The sequence below is a fragment of the Streptomyces sp. NRRL S-337 genome, assembly GCF_000720175.1.
Classification (GTDB): Bacteria; Actinomycetota; Actinomycetes; order Streptomycetales; family Streptomycetaceae; genus Streptomyces; species Streptomyces siderophoricus.
On the sequence record NZ_JOIX01000018.1, the window covers coordinates 191040 to 215457 of the forward strand.

Consider the following 24418-nt stretch of genomic DNA (forward strand, 5'->3'; position numbering starts at 1 on the left):
ATGCTCCACTTCGGTCGACGCCCGTCCGACGAGAGGAGCCGCGCCGTATGAAGCCGGAGTACCGCGACTGTTTTCTGCCGTTCCTCCGGCCGGGCGAACGGCTGGTCATCGCCTGTGACTACTTCGCCGATACGGCGCTGCCCTCCGTCCCCGCCGAGCTGCGCGCTCCGACCACTCCGCATGCTTCGTCCGCGCTCGAGGAGCGGGTACGGGGTGCGCTGGGCAGCGCACTCGGCGCGGTGGCCCGTCCGCTGGGGGCGGTGACCAACAGCCGGTTGGTCAACAACCCGTTCGCCCGGGCCGCGGGACGCGTCGGCGACCGGGTCGAGCGCACGGTGGATGCCCTGGATCACGTGGCCGACCGCGCCGTCGAGAAGGCGATCTGGGGCACTGCCATGGACGGTGGCTGGGACAGCGGGGCCGGCCGCTTCCTCGTCGACCTGACGAACGCCGGGGGTACTCCACGGCGGCAGGCGATGACCGACAGCCGGTTGATTCTGCTCGTGGACCGCAATACGAGTTGGCGTGACACCACACCGCGGTGGGACTTCGGGGTGGCGGTGTCTCGTGCGGACATCGCTCGGATCAATGCGCATCCCAAGGCCGTGGGCGGCCGGGGACGGTTCGATGTCGGCTTCACCGACGGTTCATGGATCGCCCTGGGCAGCGCAGTACATACGCATATGGAGGCATTCGTCAGTGCATGGAACCGAGGTGCATGAACCGCTCATGAACGAACCCGGCAAGGAAGAGCCCGTGACCGGCAGGGAAGAGTCCGTCACCGGCAAGGATGAGCCCGTTTCCGGTAAGGAGGCGGCTGTCACCGGTAAGGAAGCGGCCCTCACCGTTCAGGAAGAGCCCGTATCAGGTAAGGAAGAGGCCCTTCCCGAGGACGCCGACGAGCTCGTTCCCGAGGAGGAAGAGATCCCTTCCGACGAGGAAGAGACCCCTTCCGATGAGGAGGAGCTCGCTTCCGACGGCGAAGAGGGCGAGTCCCAGAACCGCGTGGGGCTGACTCCGCGTCAGGCGCGTCGGATACGCATCGTCCTGGCCTCGGTGCTCATGGCCGCGATGGCGGTGGTGCTCGTGGTCCGCCTGGCCTCGCGTACGTCGGTGCTCGTGGTCGGGGTGTACGGAGCCGCGCTGGTGCTCTGCGGCGTAGTGATCGAACTCAGCCGGCACGGGCGTACCCGGCTCGGCACCTGGTTGCTGGGCATCGGCCTGGCGGCGGCGCTGGCCGCGGACTGGCTCCTGCTGCCGTAAGCCTGAGGGGAACCTGGCGAACCCCCCGACCCTCGACCCCAACCCCGACCCGCCGACACCGAACCCCAACCCCTCCCCCCGAGCGGCATCCGGGAGGGGGACGTAACAAGGTGGACGGGGCCCAGCGCCAAAGACCGGGAACCTGCGGCCCCCGGGACCGTGCGAACTTCCGGGCCCCGAGCCCCGTCCTATCCCTCCCGTCCTACCCCTCCCGCTCCACCCCTCCCCGCCCCACCCCTCCCGTCCTCCCCTCAGAACAACCCGTGCCACATCTGCTCGATCACCAGCGACCACCAGTTGCCGGGGTCGTCCAGTGCCCAGGAGTCGATCGCCGCGATCTGTTCCTGGAAGGCCGCCACCGCCGTGCCCGCCGCTGTCGGGTCCAGGCCCTGCATCTCCTGGCGGGTGGTGGTGAGGAGGGCCAGGGAGCGGAGGTAGGCGGAGAGGGTGCGGTTGATGAAGCGGCCGCCGCCGGAGGAGGGCTGGACGGCCCAAAGGGTGCCGATCAGGCTCTGGTTGGTCTCCGGGGCGGTGCACTGGACGGCGATGGTGTAGAGGCCGTCGGTGCCGATCCGTACGTAGCCGGCCAGCGTTTCGAGCGTCTGTTCCTTGGCCTGCGTGCCGATCTCCCGGAGGTGGGTCGCCACGTCCGTGAACGGTCCGCCGGCGGGCGGGGCGCCGGAGCGGTCGGCGGTGAAGAAGTACGGGACCTCGGACGGGAGTCCGGCCCAGACCAGGGTGTTCCGGGTGGCCTCGGGCAGCTGGGTCGCGGCCAGGTCGTCGGCGTCCGGGCGGCGGATGCCCTCGGGGCCGAAGACCTCCACGAGGTGCTTGCCGAGGGCCACGTCCCGCATCTGCGGCGCCGGCTCGACGCGCTCCGGCACCGGCACCCGGTGCGGCCGCGGCGGCGGCTGCTGGCCCGCCAGCTGGTGCATCATCTCGACGTGCCGCACCAGCCCCGCGACGCCCTCGGCGCGCTCCTCGGGGCGCATGCCGTAGCCCTCGGTGCAGGAGAACGAGGCGTTGGGGAACGTACGGAGGACGAAGTCGCCGGGGTAGCCGCCGGGCAGCAGGGCCGGGCGCAGGTCGGTGTGGACCGCGCGGACGGCCGCGGGGTCCACACCCAGCCGCCGCAGCTCCTCGTACAGCTGGTACTCCACGGGCGGCCGGCCGGGGGCCGAGACGCGGGCGAGGCTGGTCTCCTCGCCGGTCGCGGGGTCGTCGTAGGTGGCGACCGCGGTGTTGCCGGGGCCGGTGACCGGCGGCCGGGCGGGTTCCGCCGGGGGCGCGCCGGCCGCGCCGCCGCCGTGCTTCTGCTGGTACATCCGCACGACCTCGTCGACCGGTACGGACGGCCAGACGGTCAGCTCGCCGGAGGCCCGGTCGACGACGCCGCAGGCGGTGCCGATCTCGGCGGGCGGGCGGCGCTGCCCGGTCTCCGGGTCGACCTCCGGGGGCGGCGGTACGGCCCACACCACCCAGCCGAGGTCGAACTCCTGCATGGCCACCTCACGCGGCGGGCCCTGGTGCCCCTCGGGGTTGAGCCAGCGGGCGGCGGTGGCGTGTGCCTGCGCCTGGGTGATCACGAGTGGTCTCCTTCGAGGCCGTGGGAAGCATCGGCGTCAGTGGTGCCGGCGCGCTGGGCCGGCACGGTGGGGGCGGCGGGGGCGGCCGCGAGGATCTGCCGGGCGGTCACTCCGCGCTCGGTGGCCACGACGAGCACACCGTCCGGGGAGAGGTCGGCGCCGGTGATCGGGGTGTCGGACACCAGCGCGGCCACCACCTTCTGGGTCGCCCGGGCCCAGACCCGCAGGTAGTCGGCGCCCCGGCTGAGCCCGAAGGGCGTCGCGGCGCGCTCGTCGTCCGAGGGCCGCAGCACTTGCGCGGGGTCGGCGTCGAGGAACTCCGGGCTCCGGAGGTCGTGCAGGAGGATCGCCCGGCCGCCGGGTTCGGCGGCGCCGTCCGGTGCGCCCGCGCCGTTCGCACCGTCCGCGCCCTCTGCGGCAGCCGCGTCGGTCCCGGTGCCCTCCGTCGCGCCCTCTGCGGCAGCCGCCTCGGCCCCGGTGCCCTCCGTGGTGGACGGCACCGTACGGGAGCCGGGGGTGCCCTCGGGGACGACCAGGGCGACGACGGCACGCGGGCCGGCGGCCTCCGTGCCCTCGGTACCCCCAGTGCCGTCTGTGCCGTTTGTGCCCTCCGTGGCCTCCTGGAGGAGGGCGCCGGTCGTCACCGCCTGGACGCCGGGCAGCGGTGCGCTCCAGAGGGTGCGCCACGGCAGCCGGAAGCCGCGGGTGTGCAGCGCCTCGGCGTACGGCGTCAGCCCGTCCTCGACGAACGCGGTCTCCAGGAAGGCCGCCCGCATCCTGGCCGTGGCCCGTGAGCGGGTGAGCAGCGGGGCCGTGCGCAGATACGTACGGGCCGGTGCGCCCAGCGCCTCCAGCGGGACGGCCTCGACGGCTGCCCGCAGGACCACCGGGTCGGCGTGCGCGAACAGCCCCGGGTCGGTGAGGAGTTGGGGCAGCAGACCGGCTTCGAGGGTGTGCGCCGCGAGGTGGTCGCGGATGTACGGATCGGCCTGCGCCCAGTCCTGCTGGGGGACCGCCTCCAGCAGCGCCATGGCGATTTTGGTCTGGGCGTCCCGGACGTCGGGCAGGCCGGCGCGGATCTCCTCGGCGAGGGCGGGGTGCATCAGGCGGAGCAGCGTCCGGGCGGGCCCGGCTCCGGGGGCGTCCGCGGTCCCCTCGCCGTCCGCCGGCGCGGCATCCGCGTCGTCGTCGTTCACCCCGGCCTCGACCGGCTGGATGAACGGTGCGGCCAGCAGCATGCCGTCGGCGATCTCCTGGCTCATGTCCCGTCCGGCGACGGCGTTCGCCAGGGGGCCCAGCAGGTGGACGGGCAGGCCCTCGCCCTCGGCGAACGCCAGCGGGGCCAGCATCAGCCGCAGGGTCTGCGGATCGGCACCCAGCCGGCGGGCGTGCACATCGAGCGCCTCGCCCACGCTGCCGGGCAGCAGGGCGGGGTCCGCCGGGTCGAAGCCCTCGGGCTGCATGATCAGCGACTGCACCGCCAGCTGGACGGTCAGCCGGCTGCCCGCCGCACGTCCGGCCAGCGCCTCGGCGAGCGCCCGCCGGGCCGACGGGTCGGTGGTGTACGGGAGTTCCGGAGCTCCGGTGTCCGGGTCGAGCGCGGTCTCGGCGTGCAGCACCAGGCCCGCGGGGTCGGCCCACTCGGGCGCGTCGAGGTCGATGACCTGGACCTGCCCGGAGGGCAGTGCCGCGGCGAGCTCCGCGACCAGTTCCCGCGGGACGTCGGCCAGCAGCTGAACCGTTTCGACGGCGGCGAGCGGGGCGAGCACCTCCCGTATGAGGCGGGCCGGCTCCTGGGCGGCGCGCACGGGCCCGGCCCGGTCCACGTCGGGCACCACGATCGTCACCGGCTCCTCGCGCGCGGCGAGTTCGGTGAAGACGTCTTCCTTGCGGCCGGCCCGCAGGCCGAAGTGGTCCGCGACGAGCCACAGCACCTGCGCGGCGGTACGGCCGTCGGCGCTCGGTACGGCCGGCGGTGGCAGGTCCGGCGGCACCGTGGCCGGGTCCAGCTCGTCCAGCGGCAGCTGCTTGCGGTAGTCGGGATCGCACATCATCAGGAAGCCGGTGACCAGGCGTGACCGCCCGCTGCCCGGATTTCCGGTGAGCACGATCACGCGCGGCGCACCGGGCCAGCGCATGCGCCAGGCCGCGAGGGCGCGTAGCACGGCCGTGCGGCCGCCGATATGCGGATGCGGAGCGTATCCGGCTGTTCGGGCGTTTCCCTCTTCTGAGGCGCTCATGGCTTCCTCGTCCCCCATCAATCCCGCCCTCCACCTTCGTGGATTCCTGCGTGTACCGGCTTACCGGTTCGATCCTATGATCCGGGCCGCGTGCGCGGGACGCCGCGGGTCCGGCTGTTCCGGAACTGGAACACGCAGGCCGGAGCGGGTGTACGGCCGGCGTGCCGGTGGCTCGTGGGGCGTCGGTGACGGCGGGGGCCCCTGCGGCGTGGTCCGCCGGGTGGGGCCGCCGGTTGTGGAGAAAACGCGAGTGCTGGAAATGTCCTGTGGAGAAAGAAGCAGATCAATGCCCGAAATTCCCGGGTACCCGGGTATTGATCTGCTTCTTTCGCTCTGCGCACCCTGGGGTCTTTGCGTGCCGACGCAATACGTCACGATGCCCCCATGCGGCCTGATGCCCCCATGCGACATGAGGCCCCTATATGGCACGAGGCCACCAATACGGCACACGGTCCCCATGCGGCACGACGCCGCAATACGACACAAGGCGACGTACGCGCGCCCGAGCCCCCGTAAGCTCCCCGGAATTCGCTCCGGGCGGCCAGGCGCACCCTGGACGGCCAGCGGCGGTCAGGACGGCAGCTGCGGACCGGTTCAGCCGCGGTGGCCGCGACCGCCGCGCCGCGAGCCGGTGACGATGTTGCCCGACGGGCCGTCGCGCTCGGCGCGCTCCTGGTCTTCCTTCTCTTCCTGCTCCTTCTGCCAGGCTGCGAACTTCTCGCGCGATTCCTCGCGCTCGGCCATGGTCTGGTCCTCCGCGGCCCGCCGCATCTCGGTCAGCCGGTCACCGATGGCATCCATGTAGCCCGGCGTCTGGATGGCGTCCTTCATGCCGATGCGGCCGGACAGCACCTCCTGGGCCATCTCCTGGAGCTTGCCGCCGACGTTGGGGTTCTCCGCGAGGACCTTCAGTGCCTTCCGCAGCCGGTGCGCCTGCTCCGGATCCTGGGCGACGTCCATCAGGTCCTCGTCCTGGATCTGCCGCTCGTTGCTCATCTCTGCCCCCTTGACGTGATGGCACAGCAACCACACGTGCTGCACCGGCGTCCAGAGTCTAATGACGGATGTGAACGCGTCGTCAAGGCGGGGGTTGTCGGTATTGCCGCATATTGCTCCGTATCCATTCCGCGGCCGGGCGGCCGGCCGATCAACAGTGGGCTTCGGTGCTATTGCGGGTGTGCTAGACCTGAGGCGATGTTGGCAGGCAGCTGTCATTCAATTCGGGGAGAAATGATGTCCGACGAAGTCCGGCTCAGTACGGAGGAGTTGCACACGCTCGGTGCCTCCTTCGGGATACGCGCGGAAGAACTGAGCCGGCAGTTGGCCGCATTCAGACGGCGGGCCGATGCCGAGGCGCTGCGGGACGGATTCGGCAGCGACGAGGCGGCCCGGCCGTTCCGCGAGCTGTACGAGCAGGCCGAGCACGCCCTGGTCCAGCTGCAGGAACGGCTCGCCGAGGTCAGCAGCGGCATCAAGGAGACCGTCGCCAACACCGAGGCGGCCGAGGACGAGCTGGTCGACACCCTGCGGAGCGTCGAGAAGATGCGGAGCGCCAAGTGAGCGGACGACGCAACCCCGAGGCACTGCACGAAGCGGCGGCCGGCTGGCGGGAGATGGGCAGGCACCTCGACGGCATGGTCCGCGACCTGGACCGGCATGTCGGTACCGCGGCCGCGGCCAACTGGCACGGCCCGGCGGGCGAGGCGTTCGCCGCGGAGTGGCACCGCCTCAAGCGGTCCGTCGACGAGGCGCTGCCGGCCTTCGAACTGGCCGCGGCCGACCTGGAGAACGCCGCCGCGCAGCACCCCGACGACGACAAGGACGACAAGGACGACCAGGACCACGGCGCCCCGCAGGCGCACAGCGCCTCGGGCGGCGGCCAGGGATCGTCCGGCCCCCAGGTCGCCTACGGCTTCATGGCGCTCGGCCAGCTCGCCAACGGCCTCGGCGGCGCGTTCGGCAAGCGCGGCGGCAAGGGCGGCGGCCAGAGCTCGGTCCCGCAGGTGACGCACACCTGGGAGACCTCCACGGCCGCCCACGGGCCGGACCCGTTCGGACCGGCCCGGGACGGCGAGGCCGCGACCCGCGGCGGCGAGGGCCTCGCCAAGGGCGTACGGACCCGGCCGGCCGACCCGGAGCCGGCACCGGGCGCGGAACGCGACCCCAAGGCCACGCCGGCCACCTCCGCCGGCTCCGCCACCTCGGGCGCGTCCGGCAAGAAGGACGCACCGGCCGCGGCGGAGAAGAAGCCCGCGGAACCGGCCGCCCCGGACACCACCCAGCACGGCGCGTTCGGCTGAGCGACGGGCCGCGCCGCCCGCGGCGGTCCGGCCCAGGTGCAGCACATGAGAAACGGCGGTGGGGCGCCCCTCCTTCAGGGACGCCCCACCGCCGTTGCCGTGCTCGCCGGTTACCCGCTGTGGGCCGGCAGCCAGCCCGTCTGGACCAGCTGCGCACCACGCTTGCGCGTGATGAACGTGGCCCGGCCGGGCGTCAGCTGCTGACCCTTGATGTTGCCCATCAGCGGGCCCTCCGCCGGGTCGGCCGACAGGATCAGACCCTGCGCGCCGAGCTCCTTCGTACGCTGCATCACGGGCTCGAACGACGACCGTCCGGCGCCCGAGGAGCTGCGCGCGATGATCAGGCGCAGACCCAGGTCACGGGCGAACGGCAGGTACTCCAGCAACGGCTGCAGCGGGTTGCCGCTGCTGGTCGCCACCAGGTCGTAGTCGTCCACGATCACGAACGCGTCCGGCAGGTCGTACCAGCTGCGGTTGCGCAGCTGCTCCGGCGTGACGTCCGGCCCGGGCATCCGGCGGCCCAGCGAACCCGCCAGTCCGCTGATGACCTCCTGCAGCTGCGGGCCCGCGGCGCAGTACTTGTACATGTGGCTCTCGGGGATCTCCCCGAGCAGCGCACGGCGGTAGTCGGAGACCACCATGAGCGCCTTGTCCGACGGGTAACGCTCGGCGATCTGCTTGGCCAGCAGGCGCAGCAGCGACGACTTTCCGGACTCGCTCTCGCCGTAGATGACCAGCAGCGGGTCGGTCTCGAAGTCGATGAACGCCGGCGACAGCGTGGTCTCGTCCACACCGATCGCGATGCCGTGCTCCGGGTAGTCGCTGCCCTTGGGCAGGTCGGTGGCGCGCAGCATCGTCGGCAGCATCCGCACCTTGGGGGCGGGCTCGCCCTGCCAGTGCTCCTTGACCGTCGCCACCAGGTTGGCGATGCCGTCGCTGATCGTCTCCGGGTCGCTCATGCCGTCCAGGCGCGGCAGCGCCGAGAGGAAGTCGAGCTTCTCCGGGGACAGACCACGGCCCGGCTTGCCCATCGGGACGTTCTCCGCGCGCTTGCGGTCGAACTCCGACTCCATCGGGTCACCCAGGCGCAGCTCGACACGGTTGAGGAGCTGGTCGCGCAGGGCCGGACGGACCTCGGTGTAACGGGCACCGGCGATGATCAGGTGGACACCGAAACCGAGACCGCGGGCGGCGATGTCCAGGATCACCGGGTCCAGCTGCTCGTAGTCGGTCTTGAACGTCGCCCAGCCGTCGATGACGAGGAAGACGTCGCCCCACTTCTCACCGGGGAAGGCGCCCGCGGCCCGCCGCTGGCGGTAGGTCGCGATCGAGTCGATGTTGTTCTGCCGGAAGAACTCCTCGCGCTCGTTGAGGATGCCCACGACCTCGGCGACCGTACGGCGGACCTTCTCCGCGTCCAGACGCGAGGCGACCCCGCCGACGTGCGGCAGGTCCTCCATCGTGAGCATGCCGCCACCACCGAAGTCGAGGCAGTAGAACTGCACCTCGCCCGGGGTGTGGGTGAGCGCGAACGCCGCGATGGCGGAACGGATCAGGGTCGACTTGCCGGACTGCGGACCACCGACGACCAGGCCGTGACCGGCACCGGCCGAGAAGTCCAGGTACATCACGTCACGCCGCTGCTCGAACGGCTTGTCCACCAGCGCGACCGGCACCACGAGCTTGCCCAGCGCGGTGTACTCCGCCGCGTGCACGCCCCGCTCGGGCGTGACCGCGAGCGCCGGCAGCAGCTGGTTGACGGTCGGCGCCTCCTCCAGTGGGGGCAGCCACACCTGGTGCGCCGGCGGGCCCTGGCCCTGCATCCGCTGGACCATGACGTCCAGCACGGTGTCGGCGAGCGCGTCGTCGATCTCCGGCTCCGTCGCCTCGACGACGGGCTCCTCGATGATCTGCTCGATGACCGGGGCCGCGGTGAACGGCACCGGCAACCGCATCGACCGGCCGCCGCTGCCGCCCCGGCCGCCGCCGCCCGGACCGCGGTAGGTACCGGACACATACGCGGCCTTGAACTGCACCATCGTCTCGGTGTCGTACTTCAGGATGCCGGAACCGGGGACGTTCGGCAGGTGGTAGGCGTCCGGCACACCGATCGCGGTCCGCGACTCGGCCGCGGAGAACGTCCGCAGACCCAGCCGGTAGGACAGGAAGGTGTCCAGACCGCGCAGCTTGCCCTCTTCCAGACGCTGCGAGGCGAGCAGCATGTGCACACCCATCGAACGGCCGATACGGCCGATCTGGATGAACATCTCGATGAAGTCGGGCTTGGCGGCGAGCAGCTCGGAGAACTCGTCGATGATCATCACCAGCGAGGGCAGCGGATCCAGCGGGGCACCCGCGGCACGCGCCTTCTCGTAGTCGGTGATGTTGGCGTAGTTGCCCGCGGAGCGCAGCAGCTCCTGGCGCCGCTGGAGTTCACCGGTGATCGAGTCGCGCATGCGGTCGATCAGCGTGACGTCCTCACCGAGGTTGGTGATGACCGCCGCGACGTGCGGCATGTCCGACATACCGGTGAAGGTGGCGCCACCCTTGAAGTCCGCGAGGATGAAGTTCAGCGTCTCGGAGGAGTGCGTGACCGCGAGGGCGAGCACCAGGGTGCGCAGCACCTCGGACTTACCGGAACCGGTCGCACCGACACACAGGCCGTGCGGGCCCATGCCCTGCTGCGAGGCTTCCTTGATGTCCAGCATGACCGGCTGGCCGTCGCGGTCCACACCGATCGGGACGCGCAGCCGCTCGGCCAGCGTCCGCGGCCGCCAGGTGCGCGACACGTCCAGGGACCCGGCGTCGCCGATGTTGAGCAGGTCGGTGAAGTCCAGGGCGGACAGCAGCGGTTCCTCGCCGTCGGCACCGGAGCCCGCCCGCAGCGGGGCCAGCTGGCGCGCCAGCGCCTCCGATTCGGCGATCGAGAGGGTGTCGCAGACACCGTGGTAGACCGCGCCGCTGGCCGACTCCAGCACCAGCTTGCCCGGCCACACCTGGACGGCCAGACCACCGCGGATCTCGTCCAGGTCGCCCGGGACGACCTCGATGATGGTGACGCCCTGCAGGCCCTCGGCCCCGGCGATCACCGAGTCCATCGGCACCTCGCCGCCGTCCAGCACGATCACCACGTGCGGGGTGTCGGTGACCGGGGTGCCCTGCGGGTTGAACCGCCCGCGGCCCTCCAGCTCGTCCGCCAGCAGCTCCTCGACCTCGCCGAGGTCACCGACGACCAGCCGGCGGCTGCCCGCGCCGTCCGTGGTCTTGTCCTGCACCTGCGGCAGCCACTTCGTCCACTCCCACTCCGCCTGCGCACCGGGCGCGGCGACGACGGCCACGACCAGGTCCTCGGGGGAGTGCAGGGTACACAGCTGGGAAATGATGGCGCGGGCCGAGCCGTAGACGGTGTCCGGGTCACCGGAGACGGTCAGGTGGTAGAAGGCGCGCAGCGAGACCGCGAGCGGCAGGTTGTCCAACTGCCCGTGCTTGTCGAGGAATTCCTTCATCGCATGCGCGGTGAGCGGCTCCAGCTCGTCGACCGGAGCGGTCTCCGGAGCCCTCAGCGGGGTGGCCAGCTGCTGCGGCCCGAGCCCGAGACGCACCTGCCCGAAGTCCGGATCGGTCGCCCGCCGTTCCCAGACGCGTTTGCCCTCCGCGACGATCGACCACAACTGGCTCGGATCGGGGTGGGTGAAAAGCTGTGCATCCCGCTGCTTACGCGCGGTACGCCGTACCTCTTTCCGCTTCTGCGCAAGGTACTTGAGGTAATCCTGGCGCTCCTGGACCATTTGTCCCGAAGGGCCTTGCCGCGCCTTGACGATCTGCATGATCGCCATTGCCAACGTGGACGCCACCATAAAGCCACCCATGATTTTCATGAACGGCTGGTTGCCCATGAACAGGAATCCCGCGGAGGACGCCATACCCATCATGGGCATAAACGTCATGAAGAGGTTCTCCTGCTCACCTTCGCGGGGCAGCTCAGGCGGAGCCTCAAGTGTCACCTCCTCCGAGGGGACTTCAGGTGGCAGCGCGCGGGGCGGGCGCTTGACGATGACAACGCTCACCGAGGCATCAGTCCTTCATGCATCTCGCAGTCTCGGACCGCCCCCGTTGGATTCGACGGTCCCCCCGAGCCAAGTCCTTGGCCCGAACCAGGCGTTGATCCTACTGTTAAGCGTCAAGTCGCGGGGTGGGTGGGGCGGTCGCCGAATTGGACGGTACGCTGACGCCTCGCGAGCGTGCCACGGCCCCGCAGAGACGGCTCTATATATACGGCGCGCGAAGCGACAAAACGCCCAACGGATAGGGGGAACCGCCAGGTGAGCACGAGCACTGGCACCGGCTTTTGCCGGGTCACGGTCGCCGCGCCCGATGCACGGATCGACGTGGCACTGCCGGAGGACGTCGCACTCGTCGACATTTACCCGGAGATCCTGCGGCTCTCCGGGCAGTCCCAGGCGGAGGGTGCGCCGACCGGCTATCACCTCGTACGCCGCGACGGAACGGTCCTCGACGCCGGGCAGTCGCTCGCGCAACAGCAGATCCTCGACGGCGACCTCCTGCTCCTGAAGCCGTTCGCCGAATCGCTGCCGCTCCCGGTCTTCGACGACGTCTCCGACGCGGTCGCCTCCGCGGTCAAGCGCAACCGCAGCCGCTGGAGCGACGACCTCATGCACACCCTCGGCCTCAGCGCCGGTGTGCTGCTGCTCGTCATGATGGCGTTCGCGCTGTGGTTCTCGAACCCGATGAACCGCGACATGCACCGCCTGCCCGGCATCATCGCCGGCGTCGTCGGCATCGTCCTGGTCGCCCTCGCCGGCGTCCGGGCCCGGGTCTACGACGACCACGGCTCCTCCATCGCCCTGGGCCTGTCCGCGCTGCCGCACCTGCTGATCGCCGGCTCCGGCATCTTCCCGGTCGAAGACGGCGCCGGCCCCGGCCGGCTGCACCTCCTCGTCGGCTGCGTGACCGTACTCATCGCGTCCGTCCTGCTGGTGGTGCTGCTGCCGCGCGGCGACGCCCCGTTCGTCGCGGCCGCCTTCCTCTCCGCCATCGGCACCCTCGCGGTCTTCGCCGCGATCCTCACCGACGCCCAGGGCCGCGAGGTCGCCGCCGTCACCGCCGTCGTCGCCATCGCCATGGTCGCCTGGCTCCCCGGCCTCTCCGCCCGCTTCGCCCGGCTGCCCATCGGCTACCGCTCCCCGGACCAGATCGCCAAGGGCTCCCTGGACAACGGCGGCGAGACCGAGTCCGTCGACTTCATCAAGATCGGCAACCAGGCCAAGCGCGGCCACGAACTGCTGCTCGGCCTTGTCGCCGGCTGCTCCGCCCTCGTCGTCGGCTCCGCCGGTGTCGTCCTCGGCTTCTCCGACAACATGTGGGCCCAGCTGCTCGCCCTGGCCGCCGGCATCACGATCATGCTCCGCGCCCGGCTCTTCGACTACACCGCGCAGGTCGCCTGCCTGACCATCGCCGGCATCCTGACCATCGTCCTGCTCATCCTGGGCATCGCGCTGCACCCGCCGCAGGACATCTTCGTCGACCTCCTGCAGTACCAGGACGCCGGACCGCTCAACATCCGCACCGTCTGGTTCTCCAGCAGCATCGCGGTCGGCGCGGCCGTCCTCGTCGGCGTCGGCCTGGTCGTCCCCCGCAAGGGCGTCACCCCCTTCTGGGGCCGGATCTTCGACATCTTCGACGGTCTCGTGCTGCTCTCCCTGGTGCCGCTGTGCCTGGCGGTCCTCGACGTCTACAACACCGTGCGCGGCCTCACCGGCAACTAGCACGGCCCCCGCTTACGAAAACGGCCCCCCGACCACCCGGTCGGGGGGCCGTTTTCCAGCTGGTACGCTGTGTAACGGCCCGGACGAGTCATCCAAGATTCCCTGTGAAGTCAACCAGGGACGCTCACCGGCCGGAACCCTGAGGAGTACCGCGTGTCGCTCGACGCCGCTACGAAGAAGCAGATCATGGCCGAGTTCGCCACCAAGGAGGGTGACACCGGCTCCCCCGAGGTCCAGGTCGCGATGCTCTCCCGCCGCATCTCGGACCTGACCGAGCACCTCAAGACCCACAAGCACGACCACCACTCCCGCCGTGGTCTGCTGCTGCTGGTCGGCCAGCGCCGCCGCCTGCTGCAGTACCTGGCGAAGAAGGACATCACGCGCTTCCGCGCGCTGGTCGAGCGCCTGGGCATCCGCCGCGGCGCGGCGGGCGCCAAGTAAGACGCCGTAAAGGGAGCGGTTCCCACCGGGGGCCGCTCCCTTTGCCGTACGCACCGGATGTCCGTGCCACCTCATGGTGGACGGAAGCTTTGTACTCTGGTGCCATATCGCAAAACTGAACGCGGTAGGAGCGCCTCCTGGCCGCCGGTCCTCGGTAGTGGCCCCCGGACGATCCATGCACGGCATGTCGCATCACTCCGGGTGCTTCGATCGAAGACCGGCCCGCACCGGCGCTCCACCGAGAAGGTCTGCTGCCACACGGGCAGCAGACGCAGACGAGGAGATATTCCTGGTGGAGAACGAGACCCACTACGCCGAAGCCGTGATCGACAACGGTTCCTTCGGCACCCGCACCATCCGCTTCGAGACGGGCCGCCTGGCCAAGCAGGCCGCCGGCTCCGCCGTGGCGTACCTGGACGACGACACCATGGTGCTGTCGGCCACCACCGCTTCCAAGACCCCGAAGGACCAGCTGGACTTCTTCCCGCTGACCGTCGACGTCGAGGAGCGGATGTACTCGGCCGGGAAGATCCCCGGCTCCTTCTTCCGCCGTGAGGGCCGCCCCTCCGAGGACGCCATCCTCACCTGTCGCCTGATCGACCGCCCGCTGCGCCCGTCCTTCAAGAAGGGCCTGCGCAACGAGATCCAGATCGTCGAGACGATCATGGCGCTCAACCCCGACCACCTCTACGACGTGGTCGCCATCAACGCCGCCTCCTGCTCCACGCAGCTGGCCGGCCTGCCCTTCTCGGGCCCCATCGGCGGTACCCGCGTCGCCCTCATCAAGGGCCAGTGGGTCGCCTTCCCGACGCACACCGAGCTCGAGGACGCGGTCTTCGACATGGTCGTGGCCGGCCGGGTCCTCCCGGACGGCGACGTCGCGATCATGATGGTCGAGGCCGAGGCCACCGACCAGACCATCCAGCTGGTCAAGGACGGCGCCGAGGCCCCGACCGAAGAGGTCGTCGCCGCCGGCCTGGAGGCCGCGAAGCCGTTCATCAAGGTCCTGTGCAAGGCCCAGGCGGACCTGGCCGCCAAGGCCGCCAAGCCGACCGGTGAGTTCCCGATCTTCCTCGACTACCAGGACGACGTCCTGGAGGCCCTCACCAAGGCCGTCAAGGACGAGCTCGCCCAGGCGCTGACCATCGCCGGCAAGCAGGAGCGCGAGTCGGAGCTCGACCGCGTCAAGGCGCTCGCCGCCGAGAAGCTCCTGCCGGAGTTCGAGGGCCGCGAGAAGGAGATCTCCGCCGCGTACCGCTCGCTGACCAAGACCCTGGTCCGTGAGCGCGTCATCAAGGAGAAGAAGCGCATCGACGGCCGCGGCGTCACGGACATCCGTACGCTCGCCGCCGAGGTCGAGGCGATCCCGCGGGTGCACGGCTCCGCCCTGTTCGAGCGTGGCGAGACCCAGATCCTGGGCGTCACCACCCTCAACATGCTCCGCATGGAGCAGCAGCTGGACACCCTCTCCCCGGTGACCCGCAAGCGCTACATGCACAACTACAACTTCCCGCCGTACTCCACCGGCGAGACCGGCCGCGTCGGCTCCCCGAAGCGCCGCGAGATCGGCCACGGCGCGCTCGCCGAGCGCGCGCTGATGCCGGTCCTGCCGACCCGCGAGGAGTTCCCCTACGCGATCCGCCAGGTGTCCGAGGCTCTCGGCTCCAACGGCTCGACGTCCATGGGCTCGGTCTGCGCCTCCACCATGTCGCTGCTGAACGCCGGTGTGCCGCTCAAGGCCCCGGTCGCCGGTATCGCCATGGGCCTGATCTCCCAGGAGATCGACGGCGAGACCCACTACGTCACCCTCACCGACATCCTCGGTGCGGAGGACGCCTTCGGCGACATGGACTTCAAGGTCGCCGGCACCAAGCAGTTCGTCACCGCCCTCCAGCTCGACACCAAGCTGGACGGCATCCCGGCGTCCGTCCTGGCCGCGGCCCTCAAGCAGGCCCGCGACGCCCGTCTGCACATCCTCGACGTGATGATGGAGGCGATCGACACCCCGGACGAGATGTCCCCGAACGCCCCGCGGATCATCACCGTCAAGATCCCCGTGGACAAGATCGGCGAGGTCATCGGCCCCAAGGGCAAGATGATCAACCAGATCCAGGAGGACACCGGCGCCGAGATCACGATCGAGGACGACGGCACCATCTACATCGGTGCCGCCGACGGCCCGGCCGCCGAGGCCGCCCGCGCCACGATCAACGGCATCGCCAACCCGACCATGCCGGAGGTCGGCGAGCGCTACCTGGGCACGGTCGTCAAGACCACCACCTTCGGTGCGTTCGTCTCCCTGCTCCCGGGCAAGGACGGCCTGCTGCACATCTCGCAGATCCGCAAGCTCGCCGGCGGCAAGCGCGTGGAGAACGTCGAGGACGTGCTCGGCGTCGGCGCCAAGGTCCAGGTCGAGATCGCCGAGATCGACCAGCGCGGCAAGCTCTCCCTCATCCCCGTGATCGAGGAAGAGGACGCCGCCAAGGAAGACAAGAAGGACGACGCCGACAAGTGACGTCCCGTACGCACACGACGACGGCCCGCACCTCCACGGAGGGGCGGGCCGTCGCCCGTACCCAAACGCTTCTCAAGGGCACCGCGGGCGCCGGTACGGTCCGCCGGACCACCCTGCCCGGCGGCCTGCGCATCGTCACCGAGACGCTGCCCTCGGTCCGCTCCGTCACCTTCGGCATCTGGGCGCACGTCGGCTCCCGCGACGAGACCCCGGCCCTGAACGGCGCCACGCACTACCTCGAACACCTGCTGTTCAAGGGCACCGAGCAGCGCAGCGCGCTGGACATCTCCTCGGCCATCGACGCGGTCGGCGGCGAGATGAACGCCTTCACCGCGAAGGAATACACCTGCTACTACGCGCGGGTGCTCGACACCGACCTGCCGCTCGCCATCGACGTGGTGTGCGACATGCTCACCGGCTCACTGATCGAGGCCGAGGACGTGGACGCCGAGCGCGGCGTCATCCTCGAAGAGATCGCGATGACCGAGGACGACCCGGGCGACTGCGTCCACGACCTGTTCGCCCACACCATGCTCGGTGACACCCCGCTCGGCCGCCCCGTCCTGGGCACCGTCGACACCGTCAACGCCCTCACCGCCGACCGCATCCGCCGCTTCTACCGGAAGCACTACGACCCCACCCACCTCGTCGTCACCGCGGCCGGCAACATCGACCACGCCAAGGTCGTCCGCCAGGTCCGCCGCGCCTTCGAGCAGGCCGGCGCGCTCGACCGGACGGACGCCGTCCCGGTCGCACCGCGCTCCGGAGCCCGCGCGATCCGCACCGCCGGCCGCGTCGAACTGCTCAACCGCAGGACCGAACAGGCCCATGTGGTCCTCGGCGTCCCCGGCATGGCCCGCACCGACGACCGCCGCTGGGCCATGGGCGTACTGAACACCGCCCTCGGCGGCGGCATGTCCTCCCGGCTCTTCCAGGAGGTCCGGGAGAAGCGCGGCCTCGCCTACAGCGTGTACTCCTACACCTCGGGCTTCGCCGACTGCGGCCTGTTCGGCGTCTACGCGGGCTGCCGCCCCAACCAGGTCGACGACGTCCTCAAGATCTGCCGCGACGAACTCGACCAGGTGGCCGCGCACGGCCTGAGCGACGACGAGATCCACCGCGCGATCGGCCAGCTGCGCGGCTCCACCGTCCTCGGCCTGGAGGACACCGGTGCGCTGATGCACCGCATCGGCAAGAGCGAGCTGTGCTGGGGCGAGCAGATGTCGGTCGACGAGATGCTCGCCCGGATAGCGGCCGTCACCCCCGACGAGGTGCGTGAGGTGGCCCGCGAGGTCCTGGGCCGGCGCCCCTCGCTCTCCGTCATCGGACCGCTGAAGGACCGGCAGGCGGCGCGCCTGGACGACATCGTCGCCTAGCGCCGCACCGTGTGAGCGGGGCCGCCCGTCGCCGTACCACCGACAGAAAGACAGGAAACGATGAGCAAGCTGCGCGTGGCCGTACTCGGAGCCCGGGGCCGCATCGGCTCCGAGGCCGTACGGGCCGTCGAGGCCGCCGAGGACATGGAGCTGGTCGCCGCCCTGGGCCGCGGCGACAAGCTGGAGACGCTGGTCGAGAACGACACCCAGGTCGTGGTCGAACTGACCAACCCCGCCTCGGTCATGGGCAACCTCGACTACTGCGTCCGGCACGGCATCCACGCCGTCGTCGGCACCACCGGGTGGACCGAGGACCGCCTCGCGCAGCTGCGCACCTCACTCGCCGCGGCACCGCAGGCGGGCGTGCTGATCGCCCCGAACTTCTCCATCGGTGCGGTGCTGACCATGCGGTTCGCCCAGCAGGCGGCCCGGTTCTTCGAGTCCGTCGAGGTCGTCGAGCTGCACCACCCGAACAAGGCCGACGCACCCTCCGGCACGGCGGCGCGCACCGCCCAGCTGATCGCCGAGGCCCGCGCGCAGGCCGGCTGCGCGCCGCAGCCGGACGCCACCGCCACCGCGCTGGACGGTGCCCGCGGCGCCGACGTCGACGGCATTCCGGTCCACTCGGTCCGCCTGCGCGGCCTGCTGGCCCACCAGGAGGTCCTCCTCGGCGGCGAGGGCGAAACCCTCACCATCCGCCACGACTCCCTCCACCACAGCAGCTTCATGCCCGGCATCCTGCTCGGCGTCCGCCGCGTGGTGACCACTCCGGGCCTGACGGTGGGCCTGGAAAACTTCCTCGATCTGGGCTGAGGCACGGCAGTCATGGGCGGAAAGTTCACCTACTTCTTCCTCGCCACCGTTCTGGTCCTCGTCTTCGGCGTGGTGGCCATGGAGGGCGTACTGCTGCTGCTGACCGGCGAGCCGGCAGCCATGGGCATGGGCGCGGTGGCCTTCGTGCTGCCCTGCCTCGGCGGCTGGTTCCTGTGGCACAACACCCGCTTCGCCCGCAACGCCCACCGGCTCGCGGCCGTACTGGAGGCGGAGGGCGGCCTCCCGGCCGACGAACTGAAGCGGACCCCCGGCGGCCGCATCGACCGGGACTCCGCCGACGAGGTCTTCGCCCGCCGCCAGGCCGAGACCGAAGCCGCCCCCGGCGACTGGCGCACCTGGTTCCGCCTGGCCGTCGCCTACCACGACGCCCGCGACACCCCCCGCGCCCGCAAGGCCATGCAACGCGCCATCACCCTCTACGAGGCCGGGGCCACGGCCTAACAAGGCGCGGCAACAGGGCACAGGACTGGGAACGCGGCGAGCCGACGGCCTCACGGAGAACCGGCACCAGAGCGGGACCGGAACGGGACGGCGGTTTAGCCATGGGCCGGCGACGGGCCGGGGGCCGGGCCGGCGGTCTAGCCAAGAACCGGCAACACGCGGGCCGGGGCGGGCCGTGGGCCGGGCGACGCATACCGGGTCCGCCCCCCGGTACCAGTCCCGCACCCCGCCGGAATACCCCCTCCACCCGCAACCGTCTGTGGCCCCGCGGCGGCGCATACCGGCCGCTGCACACCTGCCTGGCCCGGAGGCCACCGGCCAGCGACCTGCCCCCAGACGGGAATACCCCCCGCCCCCAAACCGGTTGTGGCTCCGCAGGGGGCCTTTGCGTCCCTTAGGGGATCTGTTCCCCCGCCCCCTAAGGGACGCAAAGGGCCCCCGCCCTTCACCGCCTCCTGCCCCGCCCCTACCCCCGCCGGTACTCCGCCGCCCATGCCTCCAGGACGTCCGCGGCGTGTTCGAAGGATTCCGGGCGGCCGAGGAAGTCGCCGCTGTGGTCCGTGACCAGGGTCCGCAGCGGTTCGCCCTGGCGCCGCTCGACGAGGAGCGCCTGGCCCTGCACGGTCCTCGGCAGGCCGAGCCAGCGCACCGGTTGCTGGACCGTACGGACCGACGCGATCGCGCTCCACGATTGCGTGGTCGTCCGCAGCAGGTTCACCTGGCGCAGGCCCCGGGCGCTGACCCACACACCCACCCGCAGCAGCCGCAGCGCGAGCGCGATGAGCAGGCCGCCGGTCGCCGCCACCGCGGCCGCCGCGGGCAGGGAGCCGGCCATCGCGATGATCATCGCGGACAGGAAGACGAACGACGCGAGCAGCAGAAACACAGCCGCCGCCCCTACCCGCCACGGTCCGGGGCGGTAGGGACGGCGCCAGTGGTCGGGCTCGTCGTACGGCAGTGCGGCCTGTTCGGCGGCACCGTTGTCGAGGTGGCGGTCGGCCGTCAGGAAGGGCAGGGGCACGGCTGATCCTCACTGGTGGCTGCTCGGCACGCGGGGGCGTACCGGTGGAAGCTGTGACCGGTGAGGCTATCGGGGCCGACGGGGCGGAACCACTTGGTCCGCCCCGGCCCCCTGCCGCTCAGCGGTGGGCGGCCTCGGACTGATGCACCCGGTTGGAGGCCGAGCTGTCCTGCTGCAGTGCGGGAACGCCGAACAGCAGGGCGCCGGCGAGGCCTCCCACCACTGTTAGCGTGATCATTGACTGGCCGACGAGCTGCGCACGTGAGAGACGTGCGCGCGGCGGGGGAGTGACATTGCTGCGGAACCGGTCTGCCTCTGCGACGAAGGCGAACGGGACGGGCTCGCGCCGGCGGAACATGAGGGGGCTCTCCTAGGAACCTCGTAGTGGGCACTGTCACAGGGATAGACGTCTGCGCCGCCCGTTTGGTGCCCGTTTTCCAAGACTTCTGTGAAAAATATCAACTCCCGCTCGATCCCCTGCTATAGAGCGTCCCTTTTGCGGCTAACGCGGCATCACGCCGTATTTCCTGGACTGTCAGTGGCGGGCCGTAGGCTGGTCGCGCACGAGGATCGAACGGAAGGAACCGCCGGTGTCGCACACCCCCGCCGAGAGCGCTGAGAGCCCCGAGGCTGCAGCCGTCAGCTTCCGGAGCGAGGTGACGGTCGAGCTGGTCAAGCACAGTGCCGCGGACAGCGACGTGCTCTGGGCGGCCCGGGTCTCCACGGCCGGCGAGCAGTCCCTCGAGGAGCTCCAGAAGGACCCCGAGCGCTCCAAGGGCCTGATCAACTTCCTCATGCGCGACCGGCACGGCAGCCCGTTCGAGCACAACTCCATGACCTTCTTCATCAGCGCGCCGATCTTCGTCTTCCGCGAGTTCATGCGCCACCGCGTCGGCTGGTCGTACAACGAGGAGTCCGGCCGCTACCGTCAGCTGGAGCCGGTCTTCTACGTCCCCGGCGAGTCCCGCAAGCTCGTCCAGCAGGGCCGCCCGGGCAAGTACGAATTCGTCGAGGGCACCGCCGCGCAGTACGAGCTCACCGGCCGCGTCATGGAGGACTCCTACCGCCAGGCGTACGCCGCCTACCAGGAGATGCTCGCCGCCGGCGTCGCCCGCGAGGTCGCCCGCGCGGTCCTCCCCGTCGGTCTGTACTCCTCGATGTACGCGACCTGCAACGCCCGGTCCCTGATGCACTTCCTCGGCCTGCGGACGCAACACGAGCAGGCGAAGGTGCCCTCCTTCCCCCAGCGCGAGATCGAGATGGTCGGCGAGCAGATGGAGGCCCACTGGGCCAAGCTCATGCCGCTCACGTACGGCGCATTCAATGCGAACGGCCGGATCGCGCCGTAAGGCCCAGGCCGCGGGCCGGACGCCGGGGTGCGCGGGAGAGGCGTACGAGGTGTCCGGATTGCGGCATTTTGAGAAGTTCATCTACGCTGAACAGACGGACCCGGCACTGCTTGAACCCCCGAGCAGGCAGTGCCGGAGTCCACATCCCTGCTCCCCAGAGGCGCATCCCACGGTGAGCTACGAGTAGCGTGGGACCCATGGCTCCGACTTCCACACCGCAGACCCCCTTCGGGCGGGTGCTGACCGCCATGGTCACGCCGTTCACGGCGGATGGCGCTCTCGATCTCGACGGCGCGCAGCGGCTCGCCGCCCATCTGGTGGACGCCGGCAACGACGGCCTCGTCGTCAACGGCACCACCGGTGAGTCCCCGACCACCAGTGACGCGGAGAAAGCCCAGCTGGTCCGCGCCGTGGTCGATGCGGTTGGCGACCGTGCCTTTGTCGTAGCCGGAGCCGGCACGAACGACACCCACCACAGCCTGGAGCTGGCCCGCGCCGCCCAGGACGCCGGCGCCCACGGCCTGCTCGCCGTCACGCCGTACTACAGCAAGCCCCCGCAGGAGGGCCTGCTGCGCCACTTCACGGCCATCGCGGACGCCACCGACCTGCCGGTGATGCTGTACGACATCCCCGGCCGCAGCGGCGTCCCGATCAACACCGAGACCATCGTCCGGCTCGCCGAGCACCCCCGGATCGTCGCCAACAAGGACGCCAAGGGCGACCTCGGCCGCGCCAGCTGGGCCATCGCCCGCTCCGGTCTCGCCTGGTACAGCGGCGACGACATGCTCAACCTCCCGCTGCTCTCGGTCGGAGCCATCGGCTTCGTCTCCGTGGTCGGACACGTCGTCACCCCCGAGCTGCGCGCCCTCCTGGACGCCCATCTCAACGGCGACGTCACCAAGGCCACCGAGATCCACCAGAAGCTGCTGCCCGTCTTCACCGGCATGTTCCGCACCCAGGGGGTCATCACCACCAAGGCCGCCCTCGGTCTCCAGGGCCTGCCCGCGGGACCGCTGCGCCTGCCGCTCGTCGAGCTCTCCCCCGAGGAGACCGAGCAGCTCACGCGCGATCTCGCCGCCGGCGGGGTACAGCTCTGATCAAGGACTTCACAACTGAATACGGACCAACAACCGCCTTATAGCAAGTGCACGAATGTCATGCGCGCCACGTGCCTCTACGGCAGCGTGGCGCGTGTGGTGAGGAGAGTCTTTTGAGTCATCCGCATCCTGAGCTCGGCGCCCCGCCGAAGCTTCCCAAGGGCGGCCTGCGCGTCACCCCCCTCGGCGGCCTGGGTGAGATCGGCCGCAACATGACAGTCTTCGAATACGGCGGCCGGCTGCTGATCGTCGACTGCGGAGTGCTCTTCCCCGAGGAGGAGCAGCCCGGAATCGACCTGATCCTGCCGGACTTCTCGTCCATCAGGGACCGCCTCGACGACATCGACGGCATCGTGCTCACGCACGGCCACGAGGACCACATCGGCGGCGTCCCCTACCTCCTGCGCGAGAAGCCGGACATCCCTCTCATCGGCTCCAAGCTGACCCTCGCCCTGATCGAGGCCAAGCTCCAGGAGCACCGGATCCGCCCGTACACGCTCGAGGTCGCCGAGGGCGAGCGCGAGCGTCTGGGCCCCTTCGACTGCGAGTTCATCGCGGTCAACCACTCCATCCCGGACGCCCTGGCCGTCGCCATCCGCACCCCCGCGGGCATGGTCGTGCACACCGGCGACTTCAAGATGGACCAGCTCCCGCTGGACCGCCGCCTGACCGACCTCCCGGCCTTCGCCCGGCTCGGCGAGGAGGGCATCGACCTCCTCCTGTCCGACTCGACCAACGCCGAGGTTCCCGGCTTCGTCCCGCCTGAGCGCGATATCTCCAACGTGCTGCGCGGTGTCTTCGCCAGTGCCCAGAAGCGCATCATCGTCGCCAGCTTCGCCAGCCATGTGCACCGCATCCAGCAGATCCTCGACGCGGCGCACGAGTACGGCCGCCGGGTGGCCTTCGTCGGCCGCTCGATGGTCCGCAACATGGGCATCGCCCGTGAGCTGGGCTACCTGCGGGTGCCGGCCGGCCTGGTCGTCGACGTCAAGACCCTCGACGACCTCCCGGACGACGAGATCGTCCTCGTCTGCACCGGCTCCCAGGGCGAGCCGATGGCCGCCCTCTCCCGCATGGCCAACCGCGACCACCAGATCCGCATCGTCCAGGGCGACACCGTCATCCTGGCCTCGTCCCTGATCCCCGGGAACGAGAACGCGGTCTACCGCGTCATCAACGGCCTCACCCGCTGGGGCGCCGACGTCGTCCACAAGGGCAACGCCAAGGTCCATGTCTCGGGCCACGCCTCGGCCGGCGAACTGCTGTACTTCTACAACATCTGCAAGCCCCGGAACCTCATGCCGGTGCACGGCGAGTGGCGCCATCTGCGCGCCAACGCCGAACTGGGCGCCCTGACCGGCGTCCCGAAGGACCGCATCGTCATCGCCGAGGACGGTGTCGCGGTCGACCTGGTCGACGGCGTCGCCAAGATCGCCGGCAAGGTCCAGGCCGGCTATGTCTACGTCGACGGCCTGTCGGTCGGCGATGTCACCGAGACCTCCCTCAAGGACCGCCGCATCCTCGGCGACGAGGGCATCATCTCGGTCTTCGTGGTCGTGGACTCCAGCACCGGAAAGATCGTCGGTGGCCCGGACCTGCACGCCCGTGGCTCCGGCATCGACGACGCGTCCCTCGCGGCCGCCGTACCCAAGATCGACGAGGCGCTGGCCAAGTCCGCCCAGGACGGCATCGCCGAGCCGCACCAGCTCCAGCAGCTGGTCCGTCGCGCGGTCGGCAAGTGGGTGTCGGACAACTACCGCCGCCGCCCGATGATCCTCCCCGTGGTCGTCGAGGTCTGACGCGCCTGCCCGTACGAAGTCGTACGAAGGTCCTCAAGTCGGAGCGGGGCGCCCGGATTTGCATCCGGGCGCCCCGCTCCAGTACGTTTACGGCTCCGCCTGAACGGGAAGCGCCGCACGCCTGTGCGTTGGGCGCCCTCGCTACGGAGCGGAATTCCGGCCCAGAGCAATCTGATAAAGTCGGATCAGCCGAAAGGCAAACCCCCTCCGACGGGAAATCGGACCAAATTCGAACCGGAAACGGAACGAAATCGGTTCTGATAGAGTCGGAAACCGCGAAGAAGCCGAAAGGCCGAAACGCACCGGCGAAAATCGGAGCCGCAAGGATCTGATAGAGTCGGAAACGCAAGACCGAAGGGAAGCGCCCGGA

19 protein-coding genes are annotated in these 24418 nt (G+C 70.4%); 13 read left to right on the forward strand and 6 right to left on the reverse strand.

The window, feature by feature from the left end; all coding sequences use genetic code 11:
* Positions 1-47: 47 nt before the first annotated feature.
* Positions 48-722 (forward strand): hypothetical protein, encoded by a 675-nt coding sequence (locus IG62_RS0116390; RefSeq protein WP_030802626.1) that lies wholly within the window; start codon positions 48-50, stop codon positions 720-722.
* A 34-nt stretch (positions 723-756) separates the two neighbouring features.
* Positions 757-1263 carry a hypothetical protein gene (locus IG62_RS48705; protein WP_234326560.1) on the forward strand — a complete coding sequence of 169 codons (507 nt, stop codon included), beginning with the start codon at positions 757-759 and terminating at the stop codon, positions 1261-1263.
* A 251-nt stretch (positions 1264-1514) separates the two neighbouring features.
* Here IG62_RS48705 and IG62_RS0116405 read toward each other — a convergent pair whose 3' ends face one another.
* From IG62_RS0116405 to IG62_RS0116415, 3 genes are all read right to left on the reverse strand, one after another.
* On the reverse strand, positions 1515-2849 hold the full coding sequence (locus IG62_RS0116405; protein WP_030802632.1) for an SUKH-4 family immunity protein: 1335 nt from the start codon (positions 2847-2849) through the stop codon (positions 1515-1517).
* On the reverse strand, positions 2846-5089 hold the full coding sequence (locus IG62_RS0116410) for a hypothetical protein (RefSeq protein ID WP_030802635.1): 2244 nt from the start codon (positions 5087-5089) through the stop codon (positions 2846-2848). Before IG62_RS0116410 ends, IG62_RS0116405 begins: the two co-directional genes overlap by 4 nt.
* 594 nt (positions 5090-5683) lie before the next feature.
* On the reverse strand, positions 5684-6085 hold the full coding sequence (locus tag IG62_RS0116415) for a hypothetical protein (RefSeq protein WP_030802638.1): 402 nt from the start codon (positions 6083-6085) through the stop codon (positions 5684-5686).
* A 237-nt stretch (positions 6086-6322) separates the two neighbouring features.
* On the opposite strand from IG62_RS0116415, the gene IG62_RS0116420 reads away from it, so the two are divergent.
* Together IG62_RS0116420 and IG62_RS0116425 are read left to right on the forward strand one after the other, a co-directional pair.
* Positions 6323-6649: a hypothetical protein gene (locus IG62_RS0116420; protein WP_030802641.1), complete on the forward strand. Its 327-nt coding sequence runs from the start codon at positions 6323-6325 to the stop codon at positions 6647-6649.
* Positions 6646-7389: a WXG100 family type VII secretion target gene (locus IG62_RS0116425; RefSeq protein ID WP_030802645.1), complete on the forward strand. Its 744-nt coding sequence runs from the start codon at positions 6646-6648 to the stop codon at positions 7387-7389. The genes IG62_RS0116420 and IG62_RS0116425 overlap by 4 nt, the downstream gene beginning before the upstream one ends.
* 110 nt (positions 7390-7499) lie before the next feature.
* Here IG62_RS0116425 and IG62_RS0116430 read toward each other — a convergent pair whose 3' ends face one another.
* The gene (locus tag IG62_RS0116430; protein ID WP_030802648.1) at positions 7500-11456 is read right to left on the reverse strand and encodes a type VII secretion protein EccC; all 3957 of its coding nucleotides are present in this window, start codon (positions 11454-11456) and stop codon (positions 7500-7502) included.
* 255 nt (positions 11457-11711) lie between these two features.
* Here IG62_RS0116430 and eccD point away from each other — a divergent pair, with 255 nt between their 5' ends.
* From eccD to IG62_RS0116460, 6 genes are all read left to right on the forward strand, one after another.
* Positions 11712-13175 (forward strand): type VII secretion integral membrane protein EccD, encoded by a 1464-nt coding sequence (gene eccD / locus IG62_RS0116435; RefSeq protein WP_030802651.1) that lies wholly within the window; start codon positions 11712-11714, stop codon positions 13173-13175.
* 153 nt (positions 13176-13328) lie between these two features.
* Entirely contained in the window at positions 13329-13616 is a 288-nt protein-coding gene (gene rpsO / locus IG62_RS0116440) for a 30S ribosomal protein S15 (RefSeq protein ID WP_006602744.1), read from the forward strand.
* A 292-nt stretch (positions 13617-13908) separates the two neighbouring features.
* Positions 13909-16131 (forward strand): polyribonucleotide nucleotidyltransferase, encoded by a 2223-nt coding sequence (locus IG62_RS0116445; protein WP_030802654.1) that lies wholly within the window; start codon positions 13909-13911, stop codon positions 16129-16131.
* Positions 16128-17507, forward strand: a complete 1380-nt coding sequence (locus IG62_RS0116450; RefSeq protein WP_030802658.1) for a M16 family metallopeptidase — start codon at positions 16128-16130, stop codon at positions 17505-17507. Before IG62_RS0116445 ends, IG62_RS0116450 begins: the two co-directional genes overlap by 4 nt.
* A 60-nt stretch (positions 17508-17567) precedes the next feature.
* Positions 17568-18320: a 4-hydroxy-tetrahydrodipicolinate reductase gene (gene dapB, locus IG62_RS0116455; RefSeq protein WP_030802662.1), complete on the forward strand. Its 753-nt coding sequence runs from the start codon at positions 17568-17570 to the stop codon at positions 18318-18320.
* Positions 18321-18332: 12 nt separating this feature from the next.
* Entirely contained in the window at positions 18333-18782 is a 450-nt protein-coding gene (locus IG62_RS0116460) for a hypothetical protein (protein ID WP_030802664.1), read from the forward strand.
* 466 nt (positions 18783-19248) lie between these two features.
* On the opposite strand, the gene IG62_RS0116465 is transcribed toward IG62_RS0116460, so the two are convergent.
* The gene (locus IG62_RS0116465; protein WP_030802665.1) at positions 19249-19803 is read right to left on the reverse strand and encodes a PH domain-containing protein; all 555 of its coding nucleotides are present in this window, start codon (positions 19801-19803) and stop codon (positions 19249-19251) included.
* Between the two features lie 118 nt (positions 19804-19921).
* Complete coding sequence (locus tag IG62_RS0116470; RefSeq protein ID WP_030802667.1) at positions 19922-20161, reverse strand: hypothetical protein; 240 nt, start codon at positions 20159-20161, stop codon at positions 19922-19924.
* Between the two features lie 232 nt (positions 20162-20393).
* Here IG62_RS0116470 and thyX point away from each other — a divergent pair, with 232 nt between their 5' ends.
* From thyX to IG62_RS0116485, 3 genes are all read left to right on the forward strand, one after another.
* Entirely contained in the window at positions 20394-21152 is a 759-nt protein-coding gene (gene thyX / locus IG62_RS0116475; protein ID WP_030802670.1) for an FAD-dependent thymidylate synthase, read from the forward strand.
* Between the two features lie 197 nt (positions 21153-21349).
* Positions 21350-22249 carry a 4-hydroxy-tetrahydrodipicolinate synthase gene (gene dapA / locus IG62_RS0116480; RefSeq protein ID WP_030802672.1) on the forward strand — a complete coding sequence of 300 codons (900 nt, stop codon included), beginning with the start codon at positions 21350-21352 and terminating at the stop codon, positions 22247-22249.
* 113 nt (positions 22250-22362) lie between these two features.
* Positions 22363-24048, forward strand: a complete 1686-nt coding sequence (locus tag IG62_RS0116485) for a ribonuclease J (protein WP_030802674.1) — start codon at positions 22363-22365, stop codon at positions 24046-24048.
* Positions 24049-24418 lie beyond the last annotated feature (370 nt).